This window comes from Nonomuraea sp. NPDC049400 (assembly GCF_044466425.1).
Lineage (GTDB): Bacteria > Actinomycetota > Actinomycetes > Streptosporangiales > Streptosporangiaceae > Nonomuraea.
The window spans coordinates 1-25,855 of record NZ_JBITMP010000013.1 but is presented as its reverse complement, the minus strand read 5'-3'; the positions used below and the strand labels follow the sequence as shown (position 1 = coordinate 25,855).

At 70.0% G+C, this 25,855-nt stretch carries 27 protein-coding genes and 1 pseudogene; 11 read left to right on the top strand and 17 right to left on the bottom strand.

Annotated elements, in window-relative coordinates; genetic code table 11:
• Window position 1 precedes the first annotated feature (1 nt).
• From ACIBVN_RS21680 to lysS, 3 genes are read right to left on the bottom strand one after another with little or no spacing between them, the layout of a single operon-like run.
• Window positions 2–730 carry a glycosyltransferase family 2 protein gene (locus ACIBVN_RS21680; RefSeq protein ID WP_397138980.1) on the bottom strand — a complete coding sequence of 243 codons (729 nt, stop codon included), beginning with the start codon at window positions 728–730 and terminating at the stop codon, window positions 2–4.
• A 58-nt stretch (window positions 731–788) separates the two neighbouring features.
• A complete protein-coding gene (locus ACIBVN_RS21675; protein WP_397138978.1) occupies window positions 789–1,322 on the bottom strand; it encodes an AAA family ATPase in 534 nt (177 codons plus the stop codon).
• On the bottom strand, window positions 1,319–2,920 hold the full coding sequence (gene lysS / locus ACIBVN_RS21670; protein WP_397138976.1) for a lysine--tRNA ligase: 1,602 nt from the start codon (window positions 2,918–2,920) through the stop codon (window positions 1,319–1,321). Before lysS ends, ACIBVN_RS21675 begins: the two co-directional genes overlap by 4 nt.
• 228 nt (window positions 2,921–3,148) lie before the next feature.
• On the opposite strand from lysS, the gene ACIBVN_RS21665 reads away from it, so the two are divergent.
• Together ACIBVN_RS21665 and ACIBVN_RS21660 are read left to right on the top strand one after the other, a co-directional pair.
• Window positions 3,149–3,634, top strand: coding sequence for a hypothetical protein (locus ACIBVN_RS21665; RefSeq protein ID WP_397138974.1), 486 nt, complete (start codon window positions 3,149–3,151; stop codon window positions 3,632–3,634).
• A gap of 73 nt (window positions 3,635–3,707) precedes the next feature.
• On the top strand, window positions 3,708–4,718 hold the full coding sequence (locus ACIBVN_RS21660) for a hypothetical protein (RefSeq protein WP_397138972.1): 1,011 nt from the start codon (window positions 3,708–3,710) through the stop codon (window positions 4,716–4,718).
• Between the two features lie 92 nt (window positions 4,719–4,810).
• On the opposite strand, the gene ACIBVN_RS21655 is transcribed toward ACIBVN_RS21660, so the two are convergent.
• Genes ACIBVN_RS21655 through xylA form a run of 3 tightly spaced genes read right to left on the bottom strand, consistent with a single transcriptional unit; the run spans window position 4,811 to window position 7,799 of the window.
• Entirely contained in the window at window positions 4,811–5,911 is a 1,101-nt protein-coding gene (locus tag ACIBVN_RS21655; protein ID WP_397138970.1) for a Gfo/Idh/MocA family protein, read from the bottom strand.
• Window positions 5,908–6,651 (bottom strand): sugar phosphate isomerase/epimerase family protein, encoded by a 744-nt coding sequence (locus ACIBVN_RS21650; RefSeq protein ID WP_397138968.1) that lies wholly within the window; start codon window positions 6,649–6,651, stop codon window positions 5,908–5,910. The genes ACIBVN_RS21655 and ACIBVN_RS21650 overlap by 4 nt, the downstream gene beginning before the upstream one ends.
• Window positions 6,648–7,799, bottom strand: a complete 1,152-nt coding sequence (xylA, locus tag ACIBVN_RS21645) for a xylose isomerase (protein WP_397138966.1) — start codon at window positions 7,797–7,799, stop codon at window positions 6,648–6,650. The genes ACIBVN_RS21650 and xylA overlap by 4 nt, the downstream gene beginning before the upstream one ends.
• 57 nt (window positions 7,800–7,856) lie before the next feature.
• Between xylA and ACIBVN_RS21640 the strand changes: the two genes are divergently transcribed.
• Entirely contained in the window at window positions 7,857–9,002 is a 1,146-nt protein-coding gene (locus tag ACIBVN_RS21640; protein ID WP_397138964.1) for an ROK family protein, read from the top strand.
• Window positions 9,003–9,046: 44 nt separating this feature from the next.
• On the opposite strand, the gene ACIBVN_RS21635 is transcribed toward ACIBVN_RS21640, so the two are convergent.
• On the bottom strand, window positions 9,047–9,517 hold the full coding sequence (locus ACIBVN_RS21635) for a VOC family protein (RefSeq protein WP_397138962.1): 471 nt from the start codon (window positions 9,515–9,517) through the stop codon (window positions 9,047–9,049).
• A 153-nt stretch (window positions 9,518–9,670) separates the two neighbouring features.
• Between ACIBVN_RS21635 and ACIBVN_RS21630 the strand changes: the two genes are divergently transcribed.
• Window positions 9,671–10,165 carry a hypothetical protein gene (locus ACIBVN_RS21630; protein ID WP_397138960.1) on the top strand — a complete coding sequence of 165 codons (495 nt, stop codon included), beginning with the start codon at window positions 9,671–9,673 and terminating at the stop codon, window positions 10,163–10,165.
• A gap of 21 nt (window positions 10,166–10,186) precedes the next feature.
• On the opposite strand, the gene ACIBVN_RS21625 is transcribed toward ACIBVN_RS21630, so the two are convergent.
• Entirely contained in the window at window positions 10,187–10,834 is a 648-nt protein-coding gene (locus ACIBVN_RS21625) for a response regulator (protein WP_397138958.1), read from the bottom strand.
• A complete protein-coding gene (locus ACIBVN_RS21620) occupies window positions 10,831–11,955 on the bottom strand; it encodes a sensor histidine kinase (protein ID WP_397138956.1) in 1,125 nt (374 codons plus the stop codon). The genes ACIBVN_RS21625 and ACIBVN_RS21620 overlap by 4 nt, the downstream gene beginning before the upstream one ends.
• Before the next feature lie 110 nt (window positions 11,956–12,065).
• Here ACIBVN_RS21620 and ACIBVN_RS21615 point away from each other — a divergent pair, with 110 nt between their 5' ends.
• Both ACIBVN_RS21615 and ACIBVN_RS21610 read left to right on the top strand, forming a co-directional pair.
• A complete protein-coding gene (locus ACIBVN_RS21615; protein WP_397138954.1) occupies window positions 12,066–13,121 on the top strand; it encodes an alpha/beta hydrolase family protein in 1,056 nt (351 codons plus the stop codon).
• A 120-nt stretch (window positions 13,122–13,241) separates the two neighbouring features.
• Window positions 13,242–14,207 carry a helix-turn-helix transcriptional regulator gene (locus tag ACIBVN_RS21610; protein ID WP_397138952.1) on the top strand — a complete coding sequence of 322 codons (966 nt, stop codon included), beginning with the start codon at window positions 13,242–13,244 and terminating at the stop codon, window positions 14,205–14,207.
• Window positions 14,208–14,264: 57 nt separating this feature from the next.
• On the opposite strand, the gene ACIBVN_RS21605 is transcribed toward ACIBVN_RS21610, so the two are convergent.
• From ACIBVN_RS21605 to ACIBVN_RS21595, 3 genes are all read right to left on the bottom strand, one after another.
• Window positions 14,265–14,684: a DUF6924 domain-containing protein gene (locus ACIBVN_RS21605; RefSeq protein ID WP_397138950.1), complete on the bottom strand. Its 420-nt coding sequence runs from the start codon at window positions 14,682–14,684 to the stop codon at window positions 14,265–14,267.
• A 2-nt stretch (window positions 14,685–14,686) separates the two neighbouring features.
• Entirely contained in the window at window positions 14,687–15,469 is a 783-nt protein-coding gene (locus tag ACIBVN_RS21600; protein WP_397138948.1) for a glycerophosphodiester phosphodiesterase, read from the bottom strand.
• 82 nt (window positions 15,470–15,551) lie between these two features.
• Window positions 15,552–16,169, bottom strand: a complete 618-nt coding sequence (locus ACIBVN_RS21595; RefSeq protein WP_397138947.1) for a hypothetical protein — start codon at window positions 16,167–16,169, stop codon at window positions 15,552–15,554.
• A 124-nt stretch (window positions 16,170–16,293) separates the two neighbouring features.
• On the opposite strand from ACIBVN_RS21595, the gene ACIBVN_RS21590 reads away from it, so the two are divergent.
• On the top strand, window positions 16,294–17,577 hold the full coding sequence (locus tag ACIBVN_RS21590) for an aspartyl protease family protein (protein ID WP_397138946.1): 1,284 nt from the start codon (window positions 16,294–16,296) through the stop codon (window positions 17,575–17,577).
• A gap of 129 nt (window positions 17,578–17,706) precedes the next feature.
• Here the strand turns inward: ACIBVN_RS21590 and ACIBVN_RS21585 are convergent, their stop codons facing one another.
• Window positions 17,707–19,146 (bottom strand): sulfatase-like hydrolase/transferase, encoded by a 1,440-nt coding sequence (locus tag ACIBVN_RS21585; RefSeq protein ID WP_397138945.1) that lies wholly within the window; start codon window positions 19,144–19,146, stop codon window positions 17,707–17,709.
• 69 nt (window positions 19,147–19,215) lie between these two features.
• Window positions 19,216–20,214: a transcriptional regulator FtrA gene (ftrA, locus tag ACIBVN_RS21580; protein ID WP_397138944.1), complete on the bottom strand. Its 999-nt coding sequence runs from the start codon at window positions 20,212–20,214 to the stop codon at window positions 19,216–19,218.
• 72 nt (window positions 20,215–20,286) lie between these two features.
• Here ftrA and ACIBVN_RS21575 point away from each other — a divergent pair, with 72 nt between their 5' ends.
• The gene (locus ACIBVN_RS21575) at window positions 20,287–20,745 is read left to right on the top strand and encodes a rhodanese-like domain-containing protein (RefSeq protein WP_397138943.1); all 459 of its coding nucleotides are present in this window, start codon (window positions 20,287–20,289) and stop codon (window positions 20,743–20,745) included.
• A gap of 192 nt (window positions 20,746–20,937) precedes the next feature.
• Here the strand turns inward: ACIBVN_RS21575 and ACIBVN_RS21570 are convergent, their stop codons facing one another.
• On the bottom strand, window positions 20,938–21,393 hold the full coding sequence (locus tag ACIBVN_RS21570) for a MarR family winged helix-turn-helix transcriptional regulator (RefSeq protein ID WP_397138942.1): 456 nt from the start codon (window positions 21,391–21,393) through the stop codon (window positions 20,938–20,940).
• Window positions 21,394–21,485: 92 nt separating this feature from the next.
• Here ACIBVN_RS21570 and ACIBVN_RS21565 point away from each other — a divergent pair, with 92 nt between their 5' ends.
• The 3 genes from ACIBVN_RS21565 (at window position 21,486) to ACIBVN_RS21555 (ending at window position 23,601) form a co-directional block, all read left to right on the top strand.
• Window positions 21,486–21,935: a YybH family protein gene (locus tag ACIBVN_RS21565; RefSeq protein ID WP_397138941.1), complete on the top strand. Its 450-nt coding sequence runs from the start codon at window positions 21,486–21,488 to the stop codon at window positions 21,933–21,935.
• A gap of 25 nt (window positions 21,936–21,960) precedes the next feature.
• Window positions 21,961–22,587, top strand: a complete 627-nt coding sequence (locus ACIBVN_RS21560) for an NAD(P)-dependent oxidoreductase (protein ID WP_397138940.1) — start codon at window positions 21,961–21,963, stop codon at window positions 22,585–22,587.
• Window positions 22,588–22,758: 171 nt separating this feature from the next.
• Window positions 22,759–23,601 (top strand): universal stress protein, encoded by an 843-nt coding sequence (locus ACIBVN_RS21555; protein ID WP_397138939.1) that lies wholly within the window; start codon window positions 22,759–22,761, stop codon window positions 23,599–23,601.
• Between the two features lie 1,041 nt (window positions 23,602–24,642).
• Here the strand turns inward: ACIBVN_RS21555 and ACIBVN_RS21550 are convergent.
• Window positions 24,643–25,245, bottom strand: coding sequence for a hypothetical protein (locus ACIBVN_RS21550; protein ID WP_397138937.1), 603 nt, complete (start codon window positions 25,243–25,245; stop codon window positions 24,643–24,645).
• Between the two features lie 286 nt (window positions 25,246–25,531).
• Window positions 25,532–25,855: pseudogene (locus ACIBVN_RS21545) on the bottom strand (hypothetical protein); the annotation flags it as partial.

Here is a 25,855-nt window from a genome sequence, read left to right as displayed (position 1 = left end):
GTCACTTTGCGAGCGCAACTTGGGTCTGCGCCGTCACGGCAGCCCCTCGCGCACGCTCCCGCATGATCGTCTTGAGCACGCGCCAGCCGTCGCGCACCGCGTGCAGGTTGCTCGCGCCGTGGATGCGGCAGCGCTCGTGGCTGGGGACCTCGCGGATGATGAGGCCGGCCTGGGCGGCGCGGACGTTCATCAGGGTCTCGATCTCGAAGCCGTCGCAGTCGAGCTCGAGGGCGTCGAGGTGGCAGGCCCAGAAGGCGTTGTAGCCGTAGCAGAGGTCGGTGTAGCGGGTGCCGTAGAGGAGGTTCGTCAGCCCGGTGAGGAACTTGTTGCCGAGCGAGCGGACCGGGCTGAGATCGTCCGAGCCGCCACCAGGGGCGTACCTGGAGCCCTTGGCGAAGTCGGCGCCGTTGACGAGCGTGGTGACGAAGGAGTGGATCTCCCGGCCGTCGGTCGAGCCGTCGGCGTCGATCATGACGATGATGTCGCCCCGGGCGGCCTGGAAGCCCTCGATGAGGGCGTTGCCCTTGCCGCGCCGGGTCTGCACGACGACCCGGAGGTCGGGGCGCAGCCTGCGCGCAACGGCGACGGTGTCGTCGGTCGAGTTGCCGTCGACGAGGATCACCTCGTCGATCCAGTCGGGCAGCGTCGCGAAGACGTGGGGGAGGTTCTCGGCCTCGTTCATCGCGGGGACGATGACACTGACGCTGGCGGCGAAAGGCTGCTTGTTCATGTGCTAAAGGTCACCCCGCACACATGCAAGTTACTTGACGGTTCCTTGCACTGATCCGCTATTGCGAGATCTCCGCCTCTGCGGCCCTCCTAATGATCTCGTCAACGGTCTGCTGAGGCGTTTGCCGCGTGGTGTCGAGCCATAGTCCAATGCGCGGGGTTTCTGTGCGCAGCATCGCGTCTAGCTGGGCAATCGTCCATTCCTCGCCATATCCGACCTTGGGCCTGGATCTTTCTCGGTGATCGATTTCATCCGCGTCCGGCGCCAGGACGATTACATGAAGAGGGCGAGTGCGAATAAGTTTCGTAAACCGTTCCAAGTCCCCGCCGATAATGATGTCCTGGACTATTGGTGTGAATCCGGCATCGAAATACATGTCGGCCGTGTTTGCCGCTATCCGGTAACGCAGCTCGAGCTGGCGGACGGCCTCGTCGGTGGGCTCGGGGGTCATCTCGGCGCGACCGCCGACGACCATGCGCCGGAACGTGTCGCCGCGCACGTGGGCGGAGCGCGGCAGCCGCTCGGCCAGGGACTGCGCCACGGTGGACTTGCCGGCGGCCATGATGCCGGTGATCAGGACGACGCCGTTCACGCGCCCACCAGCTTCCGCACTCGGTCGGCGCCCACGGCCAGCAGTAGCGTGGGGAGCCTCGGGCCGGTGTCGCGGCCGACCAGGAGCTTGTAGAGCAGGGCGAAGAAGGCCCGCTGCGCCGCCTTCAGCTCGGGCGTCGCCTCGGCGTCCGCCGGCAGCCCTGCCTGGAGCTTCGGTACGCCGTACACCAGCGTGGTCAGGCCCGCCAGCGACCAGTCGTCCAGGCCGTCGGCCAGCAGCCGCAACGACTCGCGTTCGCCGGCGCCGAGCGAGTCGAGCAGCTCCTCGTCGGGCTCGTCGCGCACGCGCGTGCGCTGGTCGGCGGGCACGTGGCCGTCGATCCAGCGCTGCGCCCTGTCCAGGCGGGGCCGGGCCTCGTCGAGCGTCTCGATCGCGTCGAGGTCACGCAGGATGCGCAGGGTCTGGTCGGCGTCGCCGGTCGTGATGTCGGCGATGGAGGCCAGCGTGCGGTAGGGGATCGGGTGCGGGGTCGCAGGGAGCGGGCCGGCGGCCGTGCTCACGGCCCGGTTGTACGCGGCCAGCTCGGCGGGCTGGGCCCGCCCTTCCCCGACCTTGCGGCCCAGGGCGTCCCACTCGTCGTAGAGCCGCTGGATCTCCTGGTCGAAGGCGATCTTGAAGGACTGGGCCGGCTTGCGGCGGGCGTACAGCCAGCGCAGGACCGGCGCCTCCATGATCTCCAGGGCCTCGGCGGGGGTCGGCACGTCGCCCTTGGAGCTGCTCATCTTGGCCATGCCGGTGATGCCGACGAACGCGTACATGGGGCCGATCGGCTGCCGCCCGCCGAACACCTCGCCCACGATCTGGCCGCCGACGATCCACGCCGAGCCGGGAGAGTGGTGATCGACCCCGGACGGCTCGAAGACCACGCCCTCGTACGCCCAGCGCATCGGCCAGTCGACCTTCCACACCAGCTTGCCGCGGTCGTGCTCGGCCAGCCGCACGGTCTCGCCGAAGCCGCACTCGCACGTGTAGGCCAGCTCGGTCGTCTCGTCGTCGTAGGCGGTGACCGTGGTCAGGTCACGCTCGCACAGGTCGCAGTACGGCTTGTAGGGGAAGTAGTCCTCCACCTGCTTCGAGCGGTAACGCGACAGCACGGCGTCGATCCTGGCGCGCTCGCGCACGGCCCGCAGGATCTGCTCGCGGTAGGCGCCCTTCGTGTACTGCTCGGTCTGGCTGATGCCGTGGTACTCGACGCCCAGCTGTCCGAGGGCCTCGATCATGGGCGCCTTGAAGTGCTCGGCCCAGCTTCCGTACGCGCTGCCCGGAGGCGCGGGCACCGACGTCAGCGGCTTGCCGATGTGCTCCGCCCATGCGGGGTCGATGCCGGCGGGCACTCGGCGGAAACGGTCGTAGTCGTCCCAGGACAGCAGGTGCACGCACTCGACGCCGCGCCGCCTGATCTCGTCGGCGACCAGGTGGGGGGTCATGACCTCGCGCAGGTTGCCCAGGTGGATCGGGCCCGACGGGCTCAGGCCCGAGGCGCACACGACCGGTTTGCCGGGCGCGCGACGCTCCGCCTCGGAGATGACCTCGTCCGCGAACCTGGAGACCCAGTCGGTCTCGCCACTATCCACCATCGTGCCATTCTTGCGGCTCGCTCCTGCACAAGCCAACGAGTTCGGACGTCACGCCCGCCGCCACCCGCGCGACGGTGTGGGCTCGAGCCGGCACCGCCCGGACCTGGCCGCTGTCCGCGCCGGGCCGGAGTGTGCTCACGCGCACGCCTGAACCCGGCGGACATACCGCCGATATACCGCACATCCCTAAGTTGTCTCTCCGTAACCGAACTCAGACGAGAGGCCAATATGCGAGTGACAGGCATCCTGCGAAAGACCGCGATACTCGGGGCTGTGGGCGTGGCCTTGTCGATCATGCCCGCGGCCGGTGTGTCGGCCTCGGCGACCTCCGCCTCGGGGAAGCAGCGGCTGCTCCAGGGCAGCTGCACCGGGAACACTCATGACTGGTTCCGCGGCAGGGTCGGCGCTTACTACGAGCCGGACGGTTCGTACGACGTGATCGAAGAGATCCGGTACGAGCTGGTTGCCACGAAGGGGGACAGCCCCGGCAAGAAGAGCAACGTGAGATTGCGGATCCGCGAGTCCATCTCCGGCAAGCCGGACAAGACGCTGTACGAGTGGGAATCCGGGGACAACGTCACGCCGGACAAGTGGCACACCCACCGCCCTTACAGGAAGGTGGAGTACAAGAAGAGGTGGCATGTCGACGCCAAGTTCGTGTTCGACACCAGCGGCTACGACCCGAGGTGCACCGCCACCACCAACAAGGCCTGACGCCAGATGACGGGTGTGCCGCGCGCGCCGCGGCACACCTCCTTTTCAGGAGCCTCTTCCAGGAGCGGAATCTGTGATCCCACGAGCCTTGCTCGCCGTGCTGATGCTCCTGACCGGCTGCGGCACCGCGACCGATCAGCCGGAGCCGGTGACCGAGCGCCCGCCGGAGATCGTGGCGGTGTCCGCGGAGGGCGTCGTGGTGGCTGATAACCGGGCACGGGCGTTTTATGGGCTGGACCGGTCGGGCAGGGAGCTTTGGCGGGATCCCGCCGCGTACGCCGTGGGCGCCGACGTGATCTGCCAGGCACACTGTCCCGACCCAGTGTTCTCCGGCTCGGCGGAGGGGGCGGACCCCGAGCCACGTTCGCTCTCGGGCGTGTTCGCGCGATCCGACGCCCGGATCAGGCGGGTGCCGACCGCACGTAACGCCTCGGACGCCGTGATCATTGAGAGCGACGGCGCGGAAGAGGACGGTCTGCGGCTGATCCGGCCCGCGGGCAAGGACACGCGTATCCGGTTGAAAGGGGTTGTCTCCTGGGCGGAGGACGCGTCCAGGACGACCGCGGTCGCGACTTCAGGCAAGCAGGCGCTGTGGTTCCGGCACGACCGGCGGGGTTGGCGCGAGGTGGCCAGGGACACGCTCGCCGAACCGGTCACGGCGCTCTGCGCATCAGACGGTACCGCGGTGGTCGAGGGGGAACGCGCCTATGTGCTGACAGGCTCGGGCAAGCCGGTACCGGTGACCACGACCCTCCCGGTTCTCGCCGGATGCGCCGCCGGGACGCAGGGCCTCGTCGTCTACGCCTACTGGCGCGACGGCGACGGCAGGCGGTTCACCGGCGTCCGGGGCGTCGACTCCGCCGGCAAGCAGACGTGGTCGCGCGAGATCGCCGCCGAGGCCCAGATCCGCGCCCATCCGTCCGGCGCAGAGTTCCTGATCACGTATGGCGGTGCGGCCGAGGTGGTCGACCCGGCCGGCCGTACGATGGCCAGACACCCGGGCACCGCCTCGGCCGCCTACACCGCGGACGGCGAGCTGGCCCTTCTGACCACGGAAGGAAGGCTACGCTGGCCGGATCATTAGGGCGTGTCTGACAAACGGTGACCGACGCCGGCCGACCTTGCGGCGCCCGCACCGACGGGTGGCGGGCGCCGCTGATCAGCTGGGGGAACCCGTCAGAGGGTCGACGCGTGCGGGTCCCAGTCCGCCGGGAGGGGCTCCGGCGAGGTGGTGGTGGACGTGATGGGACGGAACTCCGAGCGCTCGCCCGACTCCGAGATGGCGGACATGAGCTCCAGCACGTGGAAGGCAAGCTCGCCCGAGGCGCGGTGCGGTGTGCCCGACCGGAGCGACCTCGCCAGGTCGAGCACGCCGATGCCGCGCCCGGCCGTGGTGCCGGATACCGGCAGCTCGCGCCAGTCCGTGTCGTGCAGCCCCCGGGCGAGCAGGGGCCCCTCGAAGGTGTTGGGGTCCGGGAGCGACAGGGCGCCCTCGGAGCCGATGACCTCGATCACCCGGCGGTTGATCGGCGAGTCGAAGCTGAAGGTGGTGGCGGCGGTGGCCGTCCCCGGGAAGTCGAGCAGCGCGTTGACGTGCGTCGGGACGTCCACCGGGAAGACCTTGCCCTCCTTGGGCCCCGAGCCGACGACGCGGTGCGCGCGCGCCCTGCGCGTGCCGGCCGCCACCCGGGTGACGGGGCCTAGCAGGGAGACCAGGGCGGTCAGGTAGTACGGGCCCAGGTCGAAGAGCGGGCCGCCGCCCGGCTGGTAGAAGAACTCGGGGTTGGGATGCCAGGACTCGGGTCCGAGGCTCTGCGTGGCCGCGGTGACGGCGACCGGCTCGCCGATGAGGCCGGAGCGCAGGGCGTGCAGGGCCGACTGGAGCCCTGCTCCTAAGAAGGTGTCGGGCGCGCCGCCCACCCGCAGGCCGAGGTTGGCGGCCTCGGTCACGATCTTGGTTGCCTCGTCCACGTTCATGGCCAGCGGCTTCTCGCCGTACACGTGCTTGCCGGCGCGCAGCGACTCCAGCGCGACGGCCGCGTGTGCGGACGGGATGGTGAGGTTGATGACGATCTCGACCTCGGGCACCGCCAGGACGGTGGCGAGGGTGCCCGACACGGGCACGCCGTGCTCGGCCGCGACCGCGGCGGCCCGCTCGGTGTCGATGTCCGCGACGCCGAGCACGCGTACGTCGGGGAAGGCTGTGAGGTTGCGAAGGTACTGGCCACTGATGTTCCCGGCGCCGACCAGGGCGACGCCGACGGGGCCGTTGCTCAAGAGCTCTCCAGGGAGGTGAGGTAGGCGTGGCTGTCCGCGAGAGCGGCGAAAATGTCGGTCGCGCACTCGTCGAGCTCGACGATGCGCCAGGCGTCGGGGGCGGCGGCGAGGATCTCGGGGACGGGCATGACGCCCCTGCCCACCGCGGTGTGCGGCTCGCCCTTGACCACCGGCCCGTCCTTGACGTGCAGCGCCAGTACGCGCTCCCCCAAGCGGCCGAGCAGGGCGGGCACGTCGGCGCCGCCCACCGCCGCCCAGTACGTGTCGATCTCCAGGAAGACCTCGGGAGCGAGCAGATCGGCCAGCGCCTCGAGGGCGGGCCGGCCGTCGATCTCCGGCTCGATCTCCCACCAGTGGTTGTGGTAACCGATCCGCATCCCGTGCCGCGCCGCCTGCTCGGCCAGGCCGTTCAGCAGGTCGGCCGTGCGCGAGAGGCCGTCGCGCGTGGTGAACTCCTCGTGCGCGATGCCGCCGGGGATGATCACCAGGTCGGTGCCGATCGTGGCGATGGCGTCGAAGACCTCGGCGGGCTCCTTGCTCAGCAGCGCGTACGCGTGCGTGCTCGACACGCTCAGCCCCAGGTCGTCGACCACCTCGCGGAAGCCCTTGGGATCGGTCGTGGGATCGTAGGGCTCCACGGACTGGTAGCCGATCTCCGCGATCTGGCTCAGCACCGTGTCGCGGTCGGCCGCCAGCGCCTCCCTGACGGTGTAGAGCTGGACACTGATGGGTTTCGTCATCCGCGTACCCCCAGGAGGTGCTCGAGTGCGAGCTGGTTGAGCCGGGTGAAGTGGAAGCCGCGGGCGGCCGCCACCTCCGGGTCGAAGTCGTCCTTGGCCAGGTCGGACCAGGTCTCGCCCGGCGCAAGCGTAGGCTGCGCGAGCTCGTCCACGCGGGAGGCGCGCAGGGCCTCCTGCACCTCGGGGTCGGCGCGGAAGACCCGCGACTTCTCCTTGAGGATCAGGTAGGTGCGCATGTTCGCCGCGGCCGAGTCCCACACGTCATCGGGGTCATCGGTACGCAGCGGCTTGTAGTCGAAGACGAGCGGGCCGTCGTATCCGTGGGACTCCAGCAGGTCCACCAGGAAGAACGCGCTCTTCACATCGCCGTGTCCGAAGATCAGGTCCTGGTCGTACTTCGGGCCGTGCTGGCCGTTGAGGTCGATGTGGAAGAGCTTGCCGTGCCACAGGGCCTGGGCGATGCCGTGCACGAAGTTGAGCCCGGCCATCTGCTCATGGCCGACCTCGGGGTTGACGCCCACCATCTCGGGGTGCTCCAGCTCGTTGATCAGAGCCAGGGCGTGGCCGATCGTGGGCAGGAGGATGTCGCCGCGGGGCTCGTTCGGCTTGGGCTCGATGGCGAAGCGGATGTCGTAGCCCTTGTCGATGACGTACTGGCAGAGGAGGTCCAGGGCCTCCTTGTAGCGGTCCATCGCGGCCTTGACGTCCTTGGCGGCGTCGGACTCGGCGCCCTCGCGCCCGCCCCAGCACACGTAGGTCCGCGCGCCGAGCGAGGCGGCCAGGTCGAGGTTGCGCATGACCTTGCGCAGGGCGTAGCGGCGCACGTCGCGGTCGTTGCTGGTGAAGGCGCCGTCCTTGAACACCGGGTGCGTGAACAGGTTCGTGGTGGCCGCGGGGACCTTCATGCCGGTCTCGTCCAGGGCCTTCCTGAAGGCGGCGATGGCCTTGTCCCGGTCGGGCTCGACGGCGAGCAGGTCGTCGTCGTGGAAGCTGACGCCGTGGGCGCCCAGCTCGGCCAGGCGGTGCACGGTCTCCACCGGGTCGAGAGCGGGGCGGGAGGCGTCGCCGAACGGGTCGCGCGCCTGCCAGCCGACCGTCCACAGGCCGAAGGTGAAGCGGTCGTCAGGCGTCGGGGTGAATGCGGACATTCGGATGCGCTCCTCAGGATTAGTCCATAATCTGTACATAATCCTGAGGAGGTGGGCATGGTGGCGTCAAGAGGGGTCCGGCATGATTCCATGCGCGCCCGTAACCTGGCCGTAGTACTGGGCGCCATCCACCGATCAGGACCGCACACCAGGGCGGCGCTCGCTGAGCTGACGGGGCTCACCAAGACCACCGTGTCCAGCCTGGTCTCCGACCTGCTGGAGGCGGGGGTGGTGACCGAGAACGGGGCCGTGCGGGGCGGCGAGCGGGGGCGGCCGGGGGTGGCGGTGAGCCTGAGCGGGCACCGGGTGGCCACGCTGGGGCTGGAGATCAACATCGACTATCTGGCCGCGTGCGTCGTCGATCTCACCCGGGCCGTGCGGCTGCGCCGTACGCGGCGGGCCGACAACCGCAACTCCGACCCGGCAGACATCCTGGACAGCCTGCGCGACCTGGTGAAGGAGACGACGGCCGAGGCCGAGCAGGCCGGGCTGCGGATCATCGGCGCGGCGCTCGCCGTGCCCGGCACGGTCGAGGGCGAGGTGCTGCGTAACGCGCCGCATCTCGGCTGGCGGGACGTACGCGTGCCGGACCTGGTCGGCCTGCCGTTCGCGATCGACAACGAGGCGAACCTGGCGGCACTCGGCGAGCTCTGGTTCGGCTCGCGGGCGACGGACTTCCTCTACGTGTCCGGCGAGATCGGCATCGGCGCCGGGCTCGTGGTGGGCGGGACGGTGTTCAGGGGGACGTTCGGGCTGGCGGGCGAGCTGGGCCACGTCGTCGTCGTGCCCGACGGGCCGGCGTGCCGGTGCGGCGGCCGGGGCTGCCTGGAGGTGTACGCCGGGCAGGACGCCCTGCTCGGCGCGCTGTCCTCGGTCACTTCACTGGTCGAGCGGCTGGAGTCGGGTGACCGGCGGGCGCTGGAGGCGTGCGAGCGGGCCGGGCACGCCCTCGGCGTGGCGCTCACCTCGGCCGTCCACCTCCTCGACCCCGGCAGGATCGTGCTGGGCGGGATCTACGCGCCGCTGTTCCCCTGGCTCGAAGGGCCGGTGGCCGAGGGGCTGGGGGGCCGGCTGGGGCAGATGCGCGGCACGCCGCCCGCCCTGGTGGTGTCGGAGATCGGCGCGGACGCGGCCGTGCTGGGTGCGGCGGGGCTGATCATCCAGCAGGTCATCGCCGAGCCCGCCCAGATCCTCGGCCTCTAGGCCCGGCCTGCCTGATGGACGGAGCCCCGCCGGCTGCCCCGTCTCTAGCCGTCGGCGGCCGCCTCCAGCCCCTGGACGTCGATCTTCCGCATGCCGAGCATGGCCTGCATGGCCCGCTGGGCCCTGCCCGGGTCGGGGTCAGTGAGCAGCTCCTGGAGCCGGTGCGGGATGATCTGCCAGGACAGGCCGTACTTGTCCTTCAGCCAGCCGCACTGCGACTCCTCCCCGCCCTCGGTGAGCTTCGCCCACAGCTCGTCGACCTCCTCCTGCGAGTCGCAGTCGACGTAGAGCGAGATGGCCTCGGTGAACTTGAACTGCGGCCCGCCGTTCAGCGCGACGAACCCCTGCCCGGCCAGCTCGAACGTCACGACCATGGCCGTCCCGGCGGGGCCGGGCCCGCCCTCGCCGTAGCGCTGGACGTCCAGGATGCGGGAGTCCTTGAAGAGCGAGGTGTAGAAGGCGGCGGCCTCCTCGGCCTGGTTGTCGAACCAGAGGTACGTGGTGATCTTCTGCATGGCGTTTCCTCCCTACGAGTACTTTCACCAACGCGTCGAACTCGCCCGGACCGGATCGACAGACCAGACATCGGATTTTCCTCTTTTTTGGCGGGCGTGTTCCCGCTCGTAGGCTGGAAGAGGAGCAGCACGCGCACCCGGGGGGTGAGCCTGATGAGGCTTCACGACGTGTGTTCCGCGGCCACCGCGACGGCCGCGATGACGGTCGTGCTCGTCGCCGGCGCACCGGCGGCGCAAGCGCGACAGTGCACCCCTCCGCCGCTGCCCGGCAAGGTGGTGGAGGTGAAGCTGACCGACAGGGCCTCGGGGCCGATGGGTCTGACGGTGACCCCGGCCAAGGTTCCGGGGGGCACCGTGTCGTTCCGCGCCTCCAACACGGGCACGCTGGTTCACGAACTGGTCGTGTTGTCGCTCGCGGACGGGCAGGCCGTCGGGAAGCAGCCGGTGGGATCCGATGCCCGCGTGAGCGAGACGGGCATGCTCGGCGAGGCGTCGCGCGACTGCGGCGGGGGCGAGGGCGACGGCATCGCGCCCGGCTCCATGGGCTGGGTGACGCTGCAGCTGAACCCCGGACGGTACGAGCTGCTGTGCAACTTCCCCGGGCACTACGCCTCGGGCATGCACGCGCCGTTCGAGGTCACCAAGTGATGCGTGAGCGGCCCTGACGCGTCACAGCAGTTCGGCGTCATGCACCAGGATGGCGGCCTGGACGCGGTTGGCCAGGCCGAGCTTGGCCAGCACGCTGCTCACATGCGCCTTCACCGTGGCCTCCGACAGCGCCAGCTCGCGGCCGATCTCGGCGTTGGACAGCCCGCGGGCCAGCGCGCGTACGACGTCCTCCTCGCGGCCGGTCAGCGCGGCCAGCTTGCGGCGGGCGGCCTCGGCGCGTGACGGCACCCGTTCGACGAAGGCGCCGATCAGCCGCTTGGTGACCGTGGGGGACAGCATGGCCTGACCCGCCGCCACCGTACGGACCCCGGCCACCAGCTCCCTGGGCCGGGTGTCCTTGAGCAGGAAGCCCACCGCGCCCAAGCGGAGCGCCTCATGGACGTACTCGTCCAGATCGAACGTGGTCAGCATGATCACCTTCGGCGCGTCCGGATCGGCCAGGATGCGGCGGGCGGCGTCCAGTCCGTCCGAGCCGGGCATCCGCACGTCCATCAGCACCACATGCGGCCGGAGCCGGGCCACGGCGCTCACGGCCTCGTCTCCGTCGCGTGCCTCGCCGACCACGACGATCTCGCCGGAGCTCTCCAGGATCATGCGCAGCCCGGACCGCACCAGCGCCTCGTCGTCGACCACCAGGACCCGGATCATGCCGACGGGATCCTGGCCAGGACGCGGAACCCGGCGCCCGGCACCGGAGCGGCATCCAGCGAGCCGCCGGCCAGTTCCACGCGCTCCCGGAGGCCGAGCAGCCCCCAGCCGGAGCCGGGCAGCGCTTCGCCGCCGCCGACCGGCCGGTCGTTGCGCACTTCCACTTCGACCTCCGCGGGCAGGTAGCGGATGAACACCTCAGCGGGGGCCCGGCCCGCGTGCTTGTGCACATTGGTGAGCGCCTCCTGGACCACGCGGTAGGCGGTCCGCTCGACGGTCTCGCCCACCGGCCTGGCCTCGCCCTCGTCGTGCCGGGTCACCGGGGTGCCCAGCGAGCGCGTCTGGTCCAGCAGCCGGTCCAGGTCGGCCAGCGTCGGCTGCGGGCTCAGCGCCTCCGTCCCGGCATCCTGCGCGTCCCGGGTGCGCAGGATGCCCAGGACCTCACGCAGGTCGGCCAGCGCCTCCCGTCCGATGTCCCCGATCAGCGCGGCCGCCTCGGCCGTGCCCTCGTCTTTCGTCCTCAGCTCCAGCGCTCCGGCGTGCAGGACGATCAGCGAGACGCGGTGCGCCACGACGTCGTGCATCTCCCTGGCGATCCGCGCGCGCTCCTGCGTCCTGGCCTGCTCGGCGCGCATCACCTGCTCGCGCTCCAGCTGCTCCACCCGCTCGCGTTTGGCCCGCACCCACAGCCCGGCCAGCAGCGGCAGCGCGACGACCAGAGCCGCCCACATCAGGGCGTTGGGCAGGGTTCCGGCCACCAGCCCCCGATATCCGCCGACCGCGGCGGACACCCCGGTGGCCCCGGCGCAGGCGACCACGGCCAGCACGAGAAAGCGCCGCGGCCGCCCGCGCACCCCCGCGTAGTAGGAGGCGGCGAACAGTGCGGGCGACATCATCAACCAGACGTAGCCCACGGCACCCACCAGCGCCAACGGCCAGAACCAGCGGCGCGCCAGCGCCGCTGCGGCTCCCGCCGCGAGCGCCGCCGGCACCAGCACGGGTGCGGCAAGCGTCGACGGGACGCCGACCTGCCCGAAAACCGACATCATCGACAGGGCGAACACGGCCACTCCGAGCAGCCACGGGGTGAGGCGGTCGATGAGCCGCAGGCCGTTCGTCACGGTCACAGGCTATGCCGACGGCCGGGGCGGGCATCCCCTACGAAAGTCGGGGGTGGTGATCGACGTTCGCCGCGGGCCAGGCGGCAGCGACCGGGGCCAGAGTGAACCGCATGCTGAAAGTGATCATTGCCTTTTCCCTGGCGGCCGTGCCCGGCGTCGCCGCCGGTGACGCCAGACCGCACCTGCCCGCGCCCACCGGCGAGCACCCGGTCGGCCAGACCACCCTGCACCTGGTCGACCCCAGCCGTCCCGACCCGTGGAACCCCGAGGCGGACAAGCGCGAGCTGCTGGTGTCGCTCTGGTACCCGGCCAGGAAGGCCACCGGCAAGGCCGCGCCGTACCTGACACCGGCCGAGTCCGCGCTGATCCTCAAGGACCTGCCGGTCGAGCAGAAGGAGATCCTCGCCGCCACCAAGACCTACGCCAAGGTGCGCGCGCCGATCACCAAGGGCCGCCACCCCCTCGTCGTCATGTCACCCGGCTTCTCCTGGCCGAGGGCCACGCTGACCTCCCTCGCCGAGGACTTCGCCAGCCGCGGCTACCTCGTCGCCGCGATCGAGCACACCTACGAGTCCGTCGCCACCACCTTCCCGGGCGGGCGCACCACCACCTGCCTGGCCTGTGTCAAGGGCCAGGACCAGGCCAAGGTCGCCGCGGTCCGCGTGGCCGACGTCCGCTTCACGCTGAACCGGCTGACCGCGGGGCGCTGGGGCAAGGCCATCGATCCGTCGCGGATCGCCATGGTGGGCTACTCGGCGGGCGGCAACAGCACGGCGCACGCCCTGCAGGCGGACAAGCGCCTCAAGGCGGGCGTCAACCTGGATGGCACCTTCAAGCCGTACGCGCCCGCGTTGAAGCAGCCCTTCCTTCTCATCGGCAACCCGACGTCGCACGAGCCGACGGGCAAGGACGAGAGCTGGCCGCAGTCGTGGGCCAACCTCGCCGGGTGGAAGCGCTGGCTGACCTTCGCGGGGAGCAACCACGCCTCATTCGGTGACTACGGCGTGCTCCAGCCGCAGCTCGGGTTGCCGGGAGCGGAGCTCGGCGGGGTGCGCGGAGTGGAGCTCACCCGCAAGTACGTCGGCGCCTTCCTGGACATGCACCTGCTGGGCCGCAAGACGTCGGTGCTCGACCAGCCGGACGACCCGGAGGTACGCCGCTGGTGAGCCCCGGGGTGCAGGTTCCTGCACCCGGCCTGCAACCTCTCCGTCTCCCGCGCCCGAGGCCGAGGCCGGGGTCTGCTAGGTTCCATTCCGGATGTTCTGCTTCCGGATTGCGGGGATGGTGTGAAACCCGACACAAGCCCCACGGCACGGGCGTTGCTGGCCCTCGAGCTCGTCCAGGGCGCCCCGGGCATCACCGCGGACCGGCTCGCCGACAAGCTCGGCGTCTCGGAGCGGGCCGCCCGGCGGTACGTCGAGATCCTCCGTGAGGCCGGCATCCCGATCGAGTCGCTCCGAGGGCCCTACGGCGGTTACCGCCTCGGCCGCGGCCTGCGGCTTCCGCCCCTGATGTTCAGCGCCGCCGAGGCACTCGGCCTGGTGATGGCCGTGCTCGACGGCCATCACCAGGCCGGCGATCCCACCGACCTGGTCGGCAGCGCACTCGGCAAGATCGTGCGGGCGCTTCCTGAGCCGGTGGCCGCCCAGGTCGAGGCCGTCCGCCGGAACACGGCGCCCGCCCCCGACCGCGCCGCCGCCCGGCCCGACCCCGACACCACGAACACCCTCGTACAGGCCTGCTCGAACCATCGGCGGGTGCGACTCGACTACCGCTCGGAGGCCGGGTCCGAGTGGGTCATCGAGGCCGAACCGTGGGCCGTCGTTGTCCGCCACGGCCGGTGGTACCTGCTGTGCCGCAACCACACCGCGGACGCCCGCCGTGCCTACCGGATCGACCGGGTCCGCGGAGTGGAGGTGCTCGACGACACCTTCAGCCCACCCGCCGACCTCGACCCGGTCGCCACACTGGAGGAGCATCTCGCCGTCGGATGGGAGTACGACGTCGAGGTCGTCATCGACGCCCCCGTCGACGACGTGGCCCGTTGCCTGCCTCGCGCCCTCGGACGGCTCCAGCCGCTCGACGCCGGGACCACCCGCCTGGTCGGCAGCACCGGCAACCCGGCGTGGTACGCCGGGCAACTCGCCGCGATCCAGGCGCCGTACCGGATCGTGAAGTGCCCCGAGCTCCGGCAGGCCGCACGCGTGCTCGGGCAGCGGCTGCTGGCGGCGGCTTCGGCAGAGACGGGGTAGGCCGCGGCTGGACCGTCAACGGCTTCAGCAGAGACGGGGTAGGGCGCGGCTGGACCGTCAATGGAAGCCGCGGAAAACCCCGTCGGCGTCGGCGTTGTCGGCGAACTCGAAGAAGTCCATGTTGGCGATGGAGAGATTGCTGTGGATATCGGGAAGTTCGGCGGGGATGACGCGGAACGCCCGGCCGCGCTCCTCCACGAGGTCGACGACCAGCACCGGCATCTCCGCCGACTCGAGGGCGGTGCTGTCGACGACGACGAGGATCGGGTCGGTGTAGCCGCTCGGCAACAGCGCGAGGAGCTGATCGGGCGTGAGGCCCGCGTAGGTGGCGTCGTCGACGACCTCCACCTCGTCCTGGAACTCCTCGACGAAGCTCTCCTCGCCCGTCACACCGAGCGCCACTCTGACGGCCTGCCACGCGTCGGGATCGGAGAATCCGGTGCGGACCACGAGCAGGGCGTTTGCCTCCGGCAGCATGGTCACTGGCACCTGCCCTTGAGCCAGGCACTGAACTGGGGCGTGTAGTCGGTGGCCACCCGCTTGGCGCCGCTCTCGAGCGCCGACTTCCACGCGTTCTCGTTCAGCGTCCACGAGGGAGGCGGCTCCTCCCACTTGGTGACCTCCGGCCAGATGGGCCCGCCGCTCAGCACCTGCGTCATGCCGGCGGCGCTCACCCGTGTCTTGAGCTCGGCGGCGAGTCCGCTGTCGTGGGAGTACAGGATGATCTCCTGCGACCGGTGGTTCTCCTTGACGGGGTCGAGCACCTCTGCCCACGCCCGCGACTTGATCGTGGCGTTGGAGCTGAGCAGCGACTGCCGGGCCTCCGGCTTGATCTCGACCAGACCGACCATGCCGGCAGTCTTCATCGCGGCCAGCCACTCGCGGAAGGTGTGGACGGTCTCACCTGTGAACAGCCCGCGGTTGATGGTCCGGCCCTTGAGCGCGGTGTCGCCCGCGGCCCACCAGATTTCGGTGATGTTCTTCTTCGTGCCCGTCAGCCCCCAGGTGGAGGTGTTGTGCCACATGACGGCCTTGGTGCCGTCCTTGGTGAGCTGCAGATCAGCCTCGACACCCGACGCGCCCCAGGACTTGTATTTCTGGATGGCCGTGGGATTGTTCGGCTGGCGTACCTGATCCCTCTCCCAGGCGTTGGCGCCGGTGGGGTAGCCGCCGTGCCCGAAGATCTGCGGGCACGCGGGCAGTGCGGCGGACGGAGAGGTGAGTAATGAGGCCAGCATCAATGCGGCGAGGGGGGCTGCCAAGACTCACACCTTTCGAGCTTGTCGACGCCCGCACTCTGCCATATCCGGCGGGATCGCCGCCGGGGGATGATCCAAGACCCTTCTACTTCGCGAAACCGCCGGTGCTGCTCCAGCGCAGCGTGGCTGACCCGTTTCTGAAGGTGATCTCCTTCCCGCCGTCGCGCGCCGAGACCCGCTCCCAACCGTCGAAGCTTCTCGTCAGGTGGTGGTCCCACGTGCGCAGGCTGCCCACGCCCACGGCCGCGATGGACTCCTGCGGCGGCTCGCCGTCCGAACAGTAGAGGCCGAAGTCCGCCGTGGCCGCGACGGTTTCGCCGAAGGCCCGCAGCTCGATCCCCTGGCACGCTTCGGTCGTCGTGCCGTAGATCAGGCGCGGCCTTGTCCATCCGCCGGACTGCGGGCTGAAGTGCTGTTCGTAGAGACCCTTGCCGCGCCGATAGTGCATGGCCACCCGCCGCCCGTCGTCCAGTTCGACCATGGCGTTGTACGGGTCTCCGGTGCCGTTCCAAGGAATGTCGCTCTTGCGTAGTTCGTACGAGTAGTCCTTCGACGCCGTCGCCGGAGTGGTGGTGGTCGGTCCGGATGCCGACGGGGCAGGACTCGCCCGCGTGATCGCCGGTTCTTGACCGCCGCACGCCGCCACCGTCACCGTCACGAACAGCAGCATTCCGGCCAGCGCCTGCGGATGCTTTATGCGCATACGTCGTCTCCCGTCGTCGTCTGACATGATCTCAGCGGCTTCGGTCAGCGCCCCGCGGGAAACGCTCAGGAAACGCGGCTTTGTGTTGGGTGGCCTCGCATCCGCACGAAGCAAGGAGCCTGGCATGACCCTTACCGACGATCTCCCCCCTGGCCGGCGCGCGTTCCTGCGCACAGCCGCCGTGATCGGGGCCGCCGGGGCGATCCTGCCCACGACGGGCATCGCAGCCGCCGCGGTGCAGGACCCCGACGAGCTTTTCAAGAAGGGTGAGTTCGACGAGGCCGCCCGCGGCTATCGACGGCTGCTGGGCAAGGATCCCAAGAACGCGCACGCCGCCGCCCAACTCGGCTACATCGCCCTGCTGTGCAACCGGTTCGCCGCCGCCGAGCGCTACCTGACCGCCGCCATCGCGCTGGACCCCGGCGGCGTGGCCTCGCGCCAGCGCCTGGCCGAGTGCTACGTCCGGCAGGACAAGCTCGCCCGCGCCGTCCCGCTGCTGCAGAAGACCGGCAGGCCGCGTGACGCCGCCTACGCCACCCTGTACGGCCACGTCACCGGCACGCCCTGGCAGCTACGCGGCGCACAGAGCACCCGCGTGCCCTTCAAGACCATGGAGCCCCTGCCCGCCGTCGAGGCTTCGGTGAACGGCAAGAAAGGCACGTTCTACCTCGACACGTACGCGACGCTCGACCTGGCGCAGGAGGTCGCGGAGGAGGCGGGGCTGCGTTCGCTGGCCACCTTGTCGGGGGTCGCCAGCAACAATCCGGTCACCATCCACCTGGGCGTGCTGGAGTCGTTCCGGATCGGCGACATCGAGGTCCGCAACCTGCCGGTGCAGTGGATCGACGCGCAACGGCCGCCGCTGCCCGACGGATCGCAGCCCGCCGGCGTGCTCGGGACGACGCTCTTCTACCACTTCCTGGCCACGATGGACTACGCCGGCCAGGCCCTGGTGCTGCGGCGCAAGTCCACGGCCCGCGGTAAGGGCGCCGGCCGGCTCCCCCTGTGGCTGGCCGGCGACCACTACCCCTGCACACTGGGCAGCCTGGACGACTACGGGCCCCGCGTCGTCACCCTCGACACCGGCGGCGTGGGGCACGGCCTCGACACGACGGTGGAGTACGCCAAACGGGCCGGCCTCACCGTGGACTACGACCACCCGATCGAGAAGAACGGCGTCCCCCTCTATCCGGTCACCCCCGAGCGGATCAGCCTGGGCAGGGCGGTCGGGCGGAACGTGCGAGGCTTCGCCGCCGCCAAGACGTTCCCCGGTCAGCCCGGCCCGGGCCAGGCCGAGCAGTTCGGGTTCGAGATCATCGCCAACTTCACCCACGAATTCTTCAAACCGTTCGCCCTCACCTTCGACTACACCGGCATGAACGTCTACGTCACCGGCGGGCGTTCCTAGGCGATAACCACGAGTCCGGGACCCGCCGGCGGCGCGATTGCCGAGAGCGGGGGACGCCTTCTCGGCGACCGGGCGTCGCGCGGCCGATCATCGTTTCTCGTCCGCGCGGCGCCGGTCAGCCTGGACTTCTCACTGGGCGTCCCGCGCGGGCGCGGTGGGGGCGGGCGTGGATCCTCCGGGATAAGGAAGCAGATCTTTGTCGATCTCCTCCCAGCGGGCGCGTAGCCGGTTGAGGATCTCGGGTTGACGTCTGGCCAGATCGGCGCGTTCGCGGGGATCGGTGTGCAGGTCGTGCAGCGATTCATCGCCGTTGTTGCGCAAGTACTTCCAGCGGCCGCGCCGCAAGGCGTGGGCTTGCTTCGTCCGCCAGAACAGGTCGTGCTCCGGAGCCTGGGCTCCATCGAGGAGATAGGCGATGAGGCTGTGCCCGTCCAGCGGATGACTCTCAGCCGGTGCCACGCCCGCCGCCTCCAGAATGGTCGCGGTCCAGTCCTGGGTGACGACGGGTACGTCGCTCACCTGGCGGCTTCGAAGGGCCGCCGGCCATCGCACGATGGTCGGCACGCGGATGCCGCCCTCGTTCAGCTGGCTCTTGGAGCCGGACAGCGGCCACATATAGGACCAGCGCTCGCCGCCGTTGTCGCTGGCGAACACCACCAGCGTGTCATTCTCCTGCCCTGTCTCGGCGAGGGCCTTCAGCACCTTTCCGACCCCGCTGTCCATGGCCTCGACCATCCTGCGATAGGTGTCCAGGGAACCGCCGTCCCCGTGCTGGAGCACGCCCTGCTCGCCCGCCTGCACCCGAGCCGTGAGTTCCTTGCTGACGTCAACGTCGCCGGGCGCCTCCCAGGGCCAGTGCGGAGCGGTGAAGTTGAGGTTGAGCAGCCATGGGCCGTCGTGGTGTGCGCGGACGAAGCCCGCGGCACGTTCGGACACCGTTTCGGTGTAGTACTCCAGGGACTCCGTCGGCACCTCGCCCTCATACAGGTCGACGACCCTCCTGGCGCTGATTTTCGAGTAATAGTCGATGGCTCCCCCGAGGTTGCCGAAAAAGGTGTCCCAGCCGGACTTGACCGGACTGAACCAGGGCAGGAAACCGCAGTGCCACTTGCCGAACATGGCCGTGGTGTAACCGGCGCCCTTGAGCAACGAGGCCAGCGTCGGATGCTCAGGGGGAATGCCGTTCTGCTTGTTGGGCATGCTGATCGGCTCCTCCAGCCCGCCTGGCAAGCGGCCCGGATATCGCCCGGTGTACAGCGCGAACCGGGTGGGCGAGCACATCGGCGCGGCCGAATAGCCGTTGGTGAACCGCACGCCTCCTCCGGCGAGCGCGTCCAGATATGGCGTGCGGATGTTCCGGGAACCGTAGCAGCCCAGATCCGCCCATCCCAGGTCATCCGCGAGAATGAACAGCACGTTCGGCCGTCGTGGCCGCTCCGTGCCCGTCACGGCGCGGAACGGCCGTTCCTTCGCCTGCGCGACACCCGCCCCGAACGCCGCCGCGAGGCCCCCCGCGAGGCCCCCCGCGAGGCTCCCCGCGAGCGCGCCCCTTCTGCTTACCCCTCTCATGTGCCGCCCTTTCCGAAATTTCTGCGTCAAGGGCTTGAGTGTTGCGGAGCCGCTGTTTCTTGCCTGTTATCAGCGGTCCGTCGGCTCGGCTGCGTTGAACGCGCGCCGGTATGCCGAGGGTGATGTGCGCATCGCCTTGACGAAATGGGAACGGTATGTGATCGGGCTTTTGAAGCCCACGGTGCGGGCGATCTCCTCCACCGGCGTGGCGGTCTTCTCCAGCAGCGGCAGGCTGGCCTGGATGCGCTGGTTGATCAGCCACCGCGTGGGGCTGGTCCCGGTGCACCGCGCGAAGTGGCGCAGGTAGGTACGGGTGGACATGTGCGCGCGGCGTGCCAGGGTGTCGATGCTGATTTCCTGCCGCAGGTTGGCCAGTGCCCACGTCATGGTCTGGGAGATCTGGTCGTCGTCGAGGTCGTCGGGCACCGGTGTCTCGATGAACTGCGCCTGACCGCCGTCGCGGTGCGGTGGGATGACGAGCCGCCGGGCCACCGTGTTGGCCACGCTCGGCCCGTGGTCGCGACGTACCAGGTGCAGGCACAGATCCAGCCCCGCCGCGCTGCCGGCACTGGTGAGCACCTCCCCGTCGTCGATGTAGAGCACGTCGGGGTTCACCCGCACGAGCGGGAAACGGCGGCGTAGCAGGTCGGCGTACTGCCAGTGGGTGGTCGCCGGGCGGTGGTCCAGCAGGCCGGCGGCGGCCAGCGCGAACGCGCCCGAGCAGATGGACACGACGCGCGCGCCCCGGTCGTGGGCGAGCCGCAGCGCGGCGACCAGCTGAGGGGAGCACGTGCCCCGCACGTCGGGGACGCCGGGCACGATCACCGTCTGGGCCGAGGCGAAGACCTCCAGGCCGTACGGCGTGTCGACGGTCGCGCCACCCACGATGCGCAGCGGACCCGGGCGCTCGGCACACACCTTCAGGTCGTACCAGGGCACGTCCAGCTCCGGTCGCGGCAGCCCGAAGACCTCGGTGACGATCCCGGTCTCGAAGGGCGACATGCCCTCATACGCGAGCACCGCGACCGTCCGGCGGCCGTTCCCGTTCCCGTTCCCGGGAATCTGCATGGCGAGATCCAATCGATTAGCGACATTCATGCCACTGTTGCACAACGGCGTCGCTCCGCGACCATCGACGTCATGTCCGCTGTTCTCTTCACCGCTCCCGCGCGGCCCGACGAGGCCGTCGCACACTTCGCCGCACGCCTGGCCTTCGAGACCGACGTGTCCGACGTGCACGCCGACCTGGAGGCAGGCGTGCCTGGACTGGTCGTGGTCGACTCCCGCAGCATCGAGTCCTGGGAACAGGGCCACCTGCCCGGCGCCGTCCACCTGCCGACCGCGCAGATCGCCGAGCGGGCGGCCCTCGTCGTCCCGCGCGACACGGTCGTCGTCACCTACTGCTGGGGACCGGGTTGCAACGGCGCGACCAGGGCCGCGCTGACCTTCGCGCGCCTCGGTTACCGGGTCAAGGAAATGATCGGCGGTTATGAGTACTGGGTGCGCGAGGGTTTCCCCGTACAGTCGGCGGCTGGACGCGTCGTCCGGCCCGCCGACCCGCTGACCGCCCCGGTCTCGGCAGTGACCTGCGGGTGCTGAAAGTGCCGCCACCGCGCCCCGCTGGACGGAGACGTGGGCTTGATCGGAAGTGTTGCCGTGACGGCCGGTCGCAGCAGCCGCAGGAGCTCCTCCAACCAAGGCGAGTCTCGGATGATCGGCTCAGGGACGGATCGGCGGCCGGACCCAGCGCCCGATGTCCGCTCGCCTAATCATCGAGGCTTGTGGCGCGGCTCAGGAGTCGGATCGCAGAAGCTCGGCCGCCTCCTGGTAGGCCTGGGCGGCGCGGTCGAAGTAGTCGAAGAGGAGGTCGCGCTGCTCGGCTGAGTAGCCGGCGATGATCTCGCCGACCTTCTCCCGGGCGGGGGCCATGACCTGGTCGAGCCCGGCGGGTTTGCCGATCGGTTCGACGATCACCTTGCGGCGGTCGCCGGGCTCGGGAACGCGGCGGACGTAGCCGGCCTCCTCCAGCCGGTCGATGAGCCGGGTGGTCGGCCCGGTGGTCAGCCCCGTGCGCGCGCCCAGCTCGCCGGGGGTCATCGGGCCGGCCAGCTCCAGGATGTTCAGCGCGTACAGATCCGTCGCACCCAGGCCGCACGCCTTGGCGCTGGCATGGCCGTGCAGCAGCATCGCGCTGAGGTATCGGCGGTAGGTACGGCTGGCGTCCGCCTGCGTCTGCGGTGTTGACACATGATCCCCCAGTGCCTAATCTCTTCCTCAACGAAGAGAAATCTTCAAGGAACAAACTTCTTCCTTGAAGCTATCATGAGGGGGACGCCACCATGAACACCACCGCCACCACCGACCTCGCTGCCATCCACACCGTCCTCCAGAACAGCCAGGACGCCTGGAACCGCGGCGACGGCGCGGCCTACGGCGCCTGCTTCACCGACGACGCCACCGATGTCACCTTCGTCGGCACCGTCTACCACGGCGGCGCTGAGATCGGCCGCGCCCACCAGGCCCTGTTCGACAGCTTCCTCAACGGCACCAGGCTCGTCATGGAGATCCTCGACATCCGCCGCTACGGCGCCGACGTCGCCGTCGTCCTCACCCGCGGCGAGGTCGCCAAGGGCACTCCCAAGAAACTCGGCAAGCTCGCCACCTACACCCTCGTCCGCGACGCCGACGGTCACTGGCGCATCGCCGCCGTACAGAAGACCAAGCACCAGGCCCTCATGGAGGCCGTCTCCTTCAAGTTCCAGCCCGCCACCAAGCCCGCCGTCCACTGACCACCGGCAACCGGAAGACCACCCCATGGCCTCCATCGCCGTCGTCGGCGCGGCCGGACGCACCGGGCGAATCATCGTCGAGCAGGCCCTGGCCGCCGGCCACCGCGTCACCGCGATCGCCCGCCGTCCGCAAGCCCTCCCTGCCGCCCGGCCCCAACTCACCCCGCACACCGCCGACGCGCAGATCCCCGGCTCGCTTCAGGGACTGCTCGACGACCACGACGCAGTGATCTCCGCGCTCGGCGCCACCGGCCGCGGACCCACCACCGTCTACTCTGCGGGCACCTCCGAGATCATCTCCGCCCTCAAGCCCGGCGCCCGGCTCCTCGTCCTCTCCTCAGCCGGGCTCGCCGTCCCCACCGACGCCGGACCCGGCACCCGTCTGGCCGCCCGCCTCCTGCACCACCTCATGCGGCACGCCTACACCGACATGGCCCGCATGGAGGGCCAACTCACGGCCAGCAGCCTGACCTGGACAGCCGTACGCCCCACCAGGCTCACCGACCATCCGGCCACCGGTCACCCCCGCGTCTCCATCGGCGCCGCCGCCAAGGTCGGCCCCCAGACCTCCCGCGCCGATCTGGCCGCCTTCATCCTGAACGCGATCGACGACCCCCGGACCCACCGCACCGCCGTCGCCATCTCCTCCTGAGCACGGACAAGCCCTTCACCTCGGCCCGGCCGTCCTCCCTGGTCATGACCATGACGCCACGCAGCACGCCCTCCGGCAGACAGGGTCCTTCGGCCCTTGCCTGACCGACCTCCGGCCCTGCTGCGGCCGGACGTGAGCGGGTCCGATGGAGGGTGACGAAGGAGGCACACCATGGTCATCGTGGGAGTGGACGGCTCCGCGACCTCGCGAGCCGCGGTGGAGTGGGCGGCCAACGACGCGTTCCGCATGCGGGTGCCGCTGCGCATCGTGCACGCCGTGGACCGCTCGCCGTACCAGATCAGCAAACACCCCGCCCCTGCCATGCCTGATCTGCTGCTACGAGAGGGGCACAGAATCCTGCGCGAGGCGGAGGCGCTCGTGCGCGAGCGCCAGCCCACTGTCGAGATCGAGACGCGGGACATCGAGGGCGCACCGGCCGAGGTCCTGCGCGAGCAGGCCGAGGGCGCCACCGAGATCGTGGTCGGCAGCCGTGGGTTGGGCGGGTTCTCAGGCGCGCTGCTGGGTTCCGTCAGCATGCACGTGGCCGGCCACGTGCACTGCCCCGTCGTGGTCGTTCGAGGCGAGCATCGGCCGACGTACGGAGAGATCGTGGTGGGGGTCGACGACTCGCCGGAGTGCGAACCCGCGCTGGCCTACGCCTTCGAGCAGGCGAAGCTCCGGGGGAGCGCGCTGCGGGTGCTGCACGCCTGGCAACTGCCGGTGCACGCCTTCGCTCCGGAGGCCTCCTACGACCTGGACGAGGTACGTGCAGCGCAGCATCAGGCCGTCCGCAACCGGATGGCCCTCTTCAGCAAGGACTATCCGCAGGTGAGGGTGGTCGAGGACGTGCATTGCGCGAATCCGGTGGACGCGCTCACCGATGCGTCAGAGCTGGCGGACCTGCTGGTCGTGGGCTCGCACGGGCGCGGCGCCCTGGGCTCGATGTTGCTCGGCTCGGTCAGCCGGGGCGTCCTGCACCACGCCCGCTGCCCGGTCGCAGTGGTCCGAACGTGAGAGGCACTGGTCAGGATCTTGGCCCCCGGCATCGGGGACGTTCGACACTGCTGGGCGAGGCTCCGCCGGAGGACCTCGGGAGCGGAGGAGGACGCCATGTCACTCGAAGTCAAGCACGTCATGGGGCGATCTGCTGCTCAAGGAGGCCGACACGCGCCAACGCCGGCGCCACGGAAGGCGCTTCTCCGTGAAGCCGGTCCATCGATCTCGATCCACGATCCGGTGGAGGTGGCGTAGGCCCTGATCGCGTATTTGACGAATCCAGGGAAAGGCGCGGGATTCAGATCGATCGGAGCGGCAATACTACAGAACGCAATCAAGCATCACAATCTGTGATTGAGGTGGAAGTCATGCGCAAGACGATCATTGTGGCTGCGGCCGTCGCCGTTGTCGCCGCCCTGTCGGTAGCGGGCCGGATGGCCCTTCGGGACGGGTCGCGTATCTCCAAAGGCCGCTCTTGACGCCAACCTGCATGCCGACCAAGGTGTTCGCCCCTGACTGGATCCGGACCAAGCGCTCTTGGCGGTCGCCGTGCACCTTGATCCTTCGTCCACTCGCCAACGGCTTGCGCATGTCGGCCCAAATGCTGTGTGCACAGCTCGAAGTCATCGCAGGCCGCAGGTATCGGAGCGTCCCGGCCGCCATTCTGGCCGATGTCACCATCACCATGCGGCAACGACGGGTATTGCTCGATGTCTACGAGTCGTTCCGCAGACAGTGCCCGGCCGATACTCTGCCCGGACAAGCCCTGTCCACGCCGGGCGGCGTGCGCGCGGGTCGGGAGGCGGACGGTAGGTCGCGCGACTGTTCGCCGTTTCCCACTTCGTAGCCCACCGCGCAAATGAGGAGCCGGCGTCAGCCGTGGGTCCAGCTTCCTGGAGTGAATCCGGAAGAGGCGGCTGAGCTGCTCCTGTGCGCGTCGGGACGCCAGAGCCTGCATCGAGAAGGCCGACAGGGCTACGCCAACCGGCTGGTGGAGATGGCCCAGCGGATGGCGTGACGTCGCGGCGGCCGGTGATCTGTGGCGGAGCGGCGGTCGGTCTACGACAAGCGCCGCCACCGCTCGCATGCCTCGGCCCAGGAGGCGTCCCACGCGGCGTACCGTCCTCTGTCCAGCAACCACGTGAAGCTCCGCAAGCCCAACATCAGCGTGGCGGCCGCTCCGACGATGACCAGGAGTGTCGTGATGACAGCACCCGCCAGTGTGTCCGCGTGACTCGTCGGCGGTCTGGTCAGCTCACCCCGGCCGTCGATCCACACCTTCACGGCCGTGCCCGCCTTCGTGCCGGCGGGCACGGCCACCTGGCCCGTCCTCTGCCCACCGGACGGCGCCACCCAGCGCGCGGCAGCGCGTGATTCCGGCGCCACGCCATTGTCAGGGCCCACGACGGCGTCGGGTGCGTCCTGCAAGAGGGTCGCTGTCACCTGCTGGCGAATGCCGGGACCGGCTCGCTCGGCTCGCAGCCCGTTCTCGTAGGCCAGCCGCCCCATGACGACGGCGGGCCAGACGCTGAACAGCAGCAGGATCACCGTAACGGCCACGCCTGCCGCCTCCAGCCGGTCGGAGCGACGGCGCAGCGGATTCCGCCCCAGCCAGTACCGGCGCACGCGAAGTGCCACCCACCGAGTCGCGACTCCCATCATGCACCCCCTCCCTCCTCATCACTCTGCGGCGGCGACAGCGGGGCACGACAGAGGCATATGGCCTGGACGCTGTGGGGCCTTGGACCTCTCTGGCTGATCGTCTCGGACGAAGAGGTCGTCCGCTGCCTGAGCTGGGAGCGGGACGACGCCGCGGCCGGGACGGGTTCGCGAGCGCAACCGCGGCCATGGGGCATGGCGTACGCGGTGCTGGGCTCCGTCAGCCATGGCGTGCTGCACACGTTCACTGCCCGGCCGCCGTTGTCCGCCGCCGAGGCGCACGAGATGTCTAGTGACCCATCGCCGGCCTCGCCCCCACAGCGGGGATCGGCAGGTGCTCGCGGATGAGGAACCAACTGGCGGCCAGCACCCACAACGCCGTGAGCACGCCGAGCACGATCGCCGGGACCGGGCCGCCGGGCACCAAGGCGCCGCCCGTGTTGACGACCGTGAACGCGCCCAGGACGCCGACCACGGCCACGACAATGGCGAGCCAGGCCATCCACAGCGGGAACACGTGTGTGCGCATGATGGCGGCGGCCGAGGCCCCGAAGGGCACGGCCATCGCGATCCCGGTGATGGCATCCATCACAGTCAGCGCGGTGTACGGCCC

What these genes read in the sequence shown, in the direction of transcription:
- ACIBVN_RS21640 (WP_397138964.1), top strand. Translation starts at nt 7,857, where the DNA reads ATGGTGGCGTCAAGAGGGGTCCGGCATGATTCCATGCGCGCCCGTAAC.
- ACIBVN_RS21630 (WP_397138960.1), top strand. Translation starts at nt 9,671, where the DNA reads ATGAGGCTTCACGACGTGTGTTCCGCGGCCACCGCGACGGCCGCGATG.
- ACIBVN_RS21590 (WP_397138946.1), top strand. Translation starts at nt 16,294, where the DNA reads ATGACCCTTACCGACGATCTCCCCCCTGGCCGGCGCGCGTTCCTGCGC.
- ACIBVN_RS21605 (WP_397138950.1), bottom strand. Translation starts at nt 14,684, where the DNA reads ATGCTGCCGGAGGCAAACGCCCTGCTCGTGGTCCGCACCGGATTCTCC.
- ACIBVN_RS21635 (WP_397138962.1), bottom strand. Translation starts at nt 9,517, where the DNA reads ATGCAGAAGATCACCACGTACCTCTGGTTCGACAACCAGGCCGAGGAG.
- xylA (WP_397138966.1), bottom strand. Translation starts at nt 7,799, where the DNA reads ATGTCCGCATTCACCCCGACGCCTGACGACCGCTTCACCTTCGGCCTG.
- ACIBVN_RS21565 (WP_397138941.1), top strand. Translation starts at nt 21,486, where the DNA reads ATGAACACCACCGCCACCACCGACCTCGCTGCCATCCACACCGTCCTC.
- ACIBVN_RS21555 (WP_397138939.1), top strand. Translation starts at nt 22,759, where the DNA reads ATGGTCATCGTGGGAGTGGACGGCTCCGCGACCTCGCGAGCCGCGGTG.
- ACIBVN_RS21665 (WP_397138974.1), top strand. Translation starts at nt 3,149, where the DNA reads ATGCGAGTGACAGGCATCCTGCGAAAGACCGCGATACTCGGGGCTGTG.
- ACIBVN_RS21680 (WP_397138980.1), bottom strand. Translation starts at nt 730, where the DNA reads ATGAACAAGCAGCCTTTCGCCGCCAGCGTCAGTGTCATCGTCCCCGCG.
- ACIBVN_RS21560 (WP_397138940.1), top strand. Translation starts at nt 21,961, where the DNA reads ATGGCCTCCATCGCCGTCGTCGGCGCGGCCGGACGCACCGGGCGAATC.
- ACIBVN_RS21550 (WP_397138937.1), bottom strand. Translation starts at nt 25,245, where the DNA reads ATGATGGGAGTCGCGACTCGGTGGGTGGCACTTCGCGTGCGCCGGTAC.
- ACIBVN_RS21585 (WP_397138945.1), bottom strand. Translation starts at nt 19,146, where the DNA reads ATGAGAGGGGTAAGCAGAAGGGGCGCGCTCGCGGGGAGCCTCGCGGGG.
- lysS (WP_397138976.1), bottom strand. Translation starts at nt 2,920, where the DNA reads ATGGTGGATAGTGGCGAGACCGACTGGGTCTCCAGGTTCGCGGACGAG.
- ACIBVN_RS21625 (WP_397138958.1), bottom strand. Translation starts at nt 10,834, where the DNA reads ATGATCCGGGTCCTGGTGGTCGACGACGAGGCGCTGGTGCGGTCCGGG.
- ACIBVN_RS21650 (WP_397138968.1), bottom strand. Translation starts at nt 6,651, where the DNA reads ATGACGAAACCCATCAGTGTCCAGCTCTACACCGTCAGGGAGGCGCTG.
- ACIBVN_RS21575 (WP_397138943.1), top strand. Translation starts at nt 20,287, where the DNA reads ATGTCCGCTGTTCTCTTCACCGCTCCCGCGCGGCCCGACGAGGCCGTC.
- ACIBVN_RS21615 (WP_397138954.1), top strand. Translation starts at nt 12,066, where the DNA reads ATGCTGAAAGTGATCATTGCCTTTTCCCTGGCGGCCGTGCCCGGCGTC.
- ftrA (WP_397138944.1), bottom strand. Translation starts at nt 20,214, where the DNA reads ATGCAGATTCCCGGGAACGGGAACGGGAACGGCCGCCGGACGGTCGCG.
- ACIBVN_RS21595 (WP_397138947.1), bottom strand. Translation starts at nt 16,169, where the DNA reads ATGCGCATAAAGCATCCGCAGGCGCTGGCCGGAATGCTGCTGTTCGTG.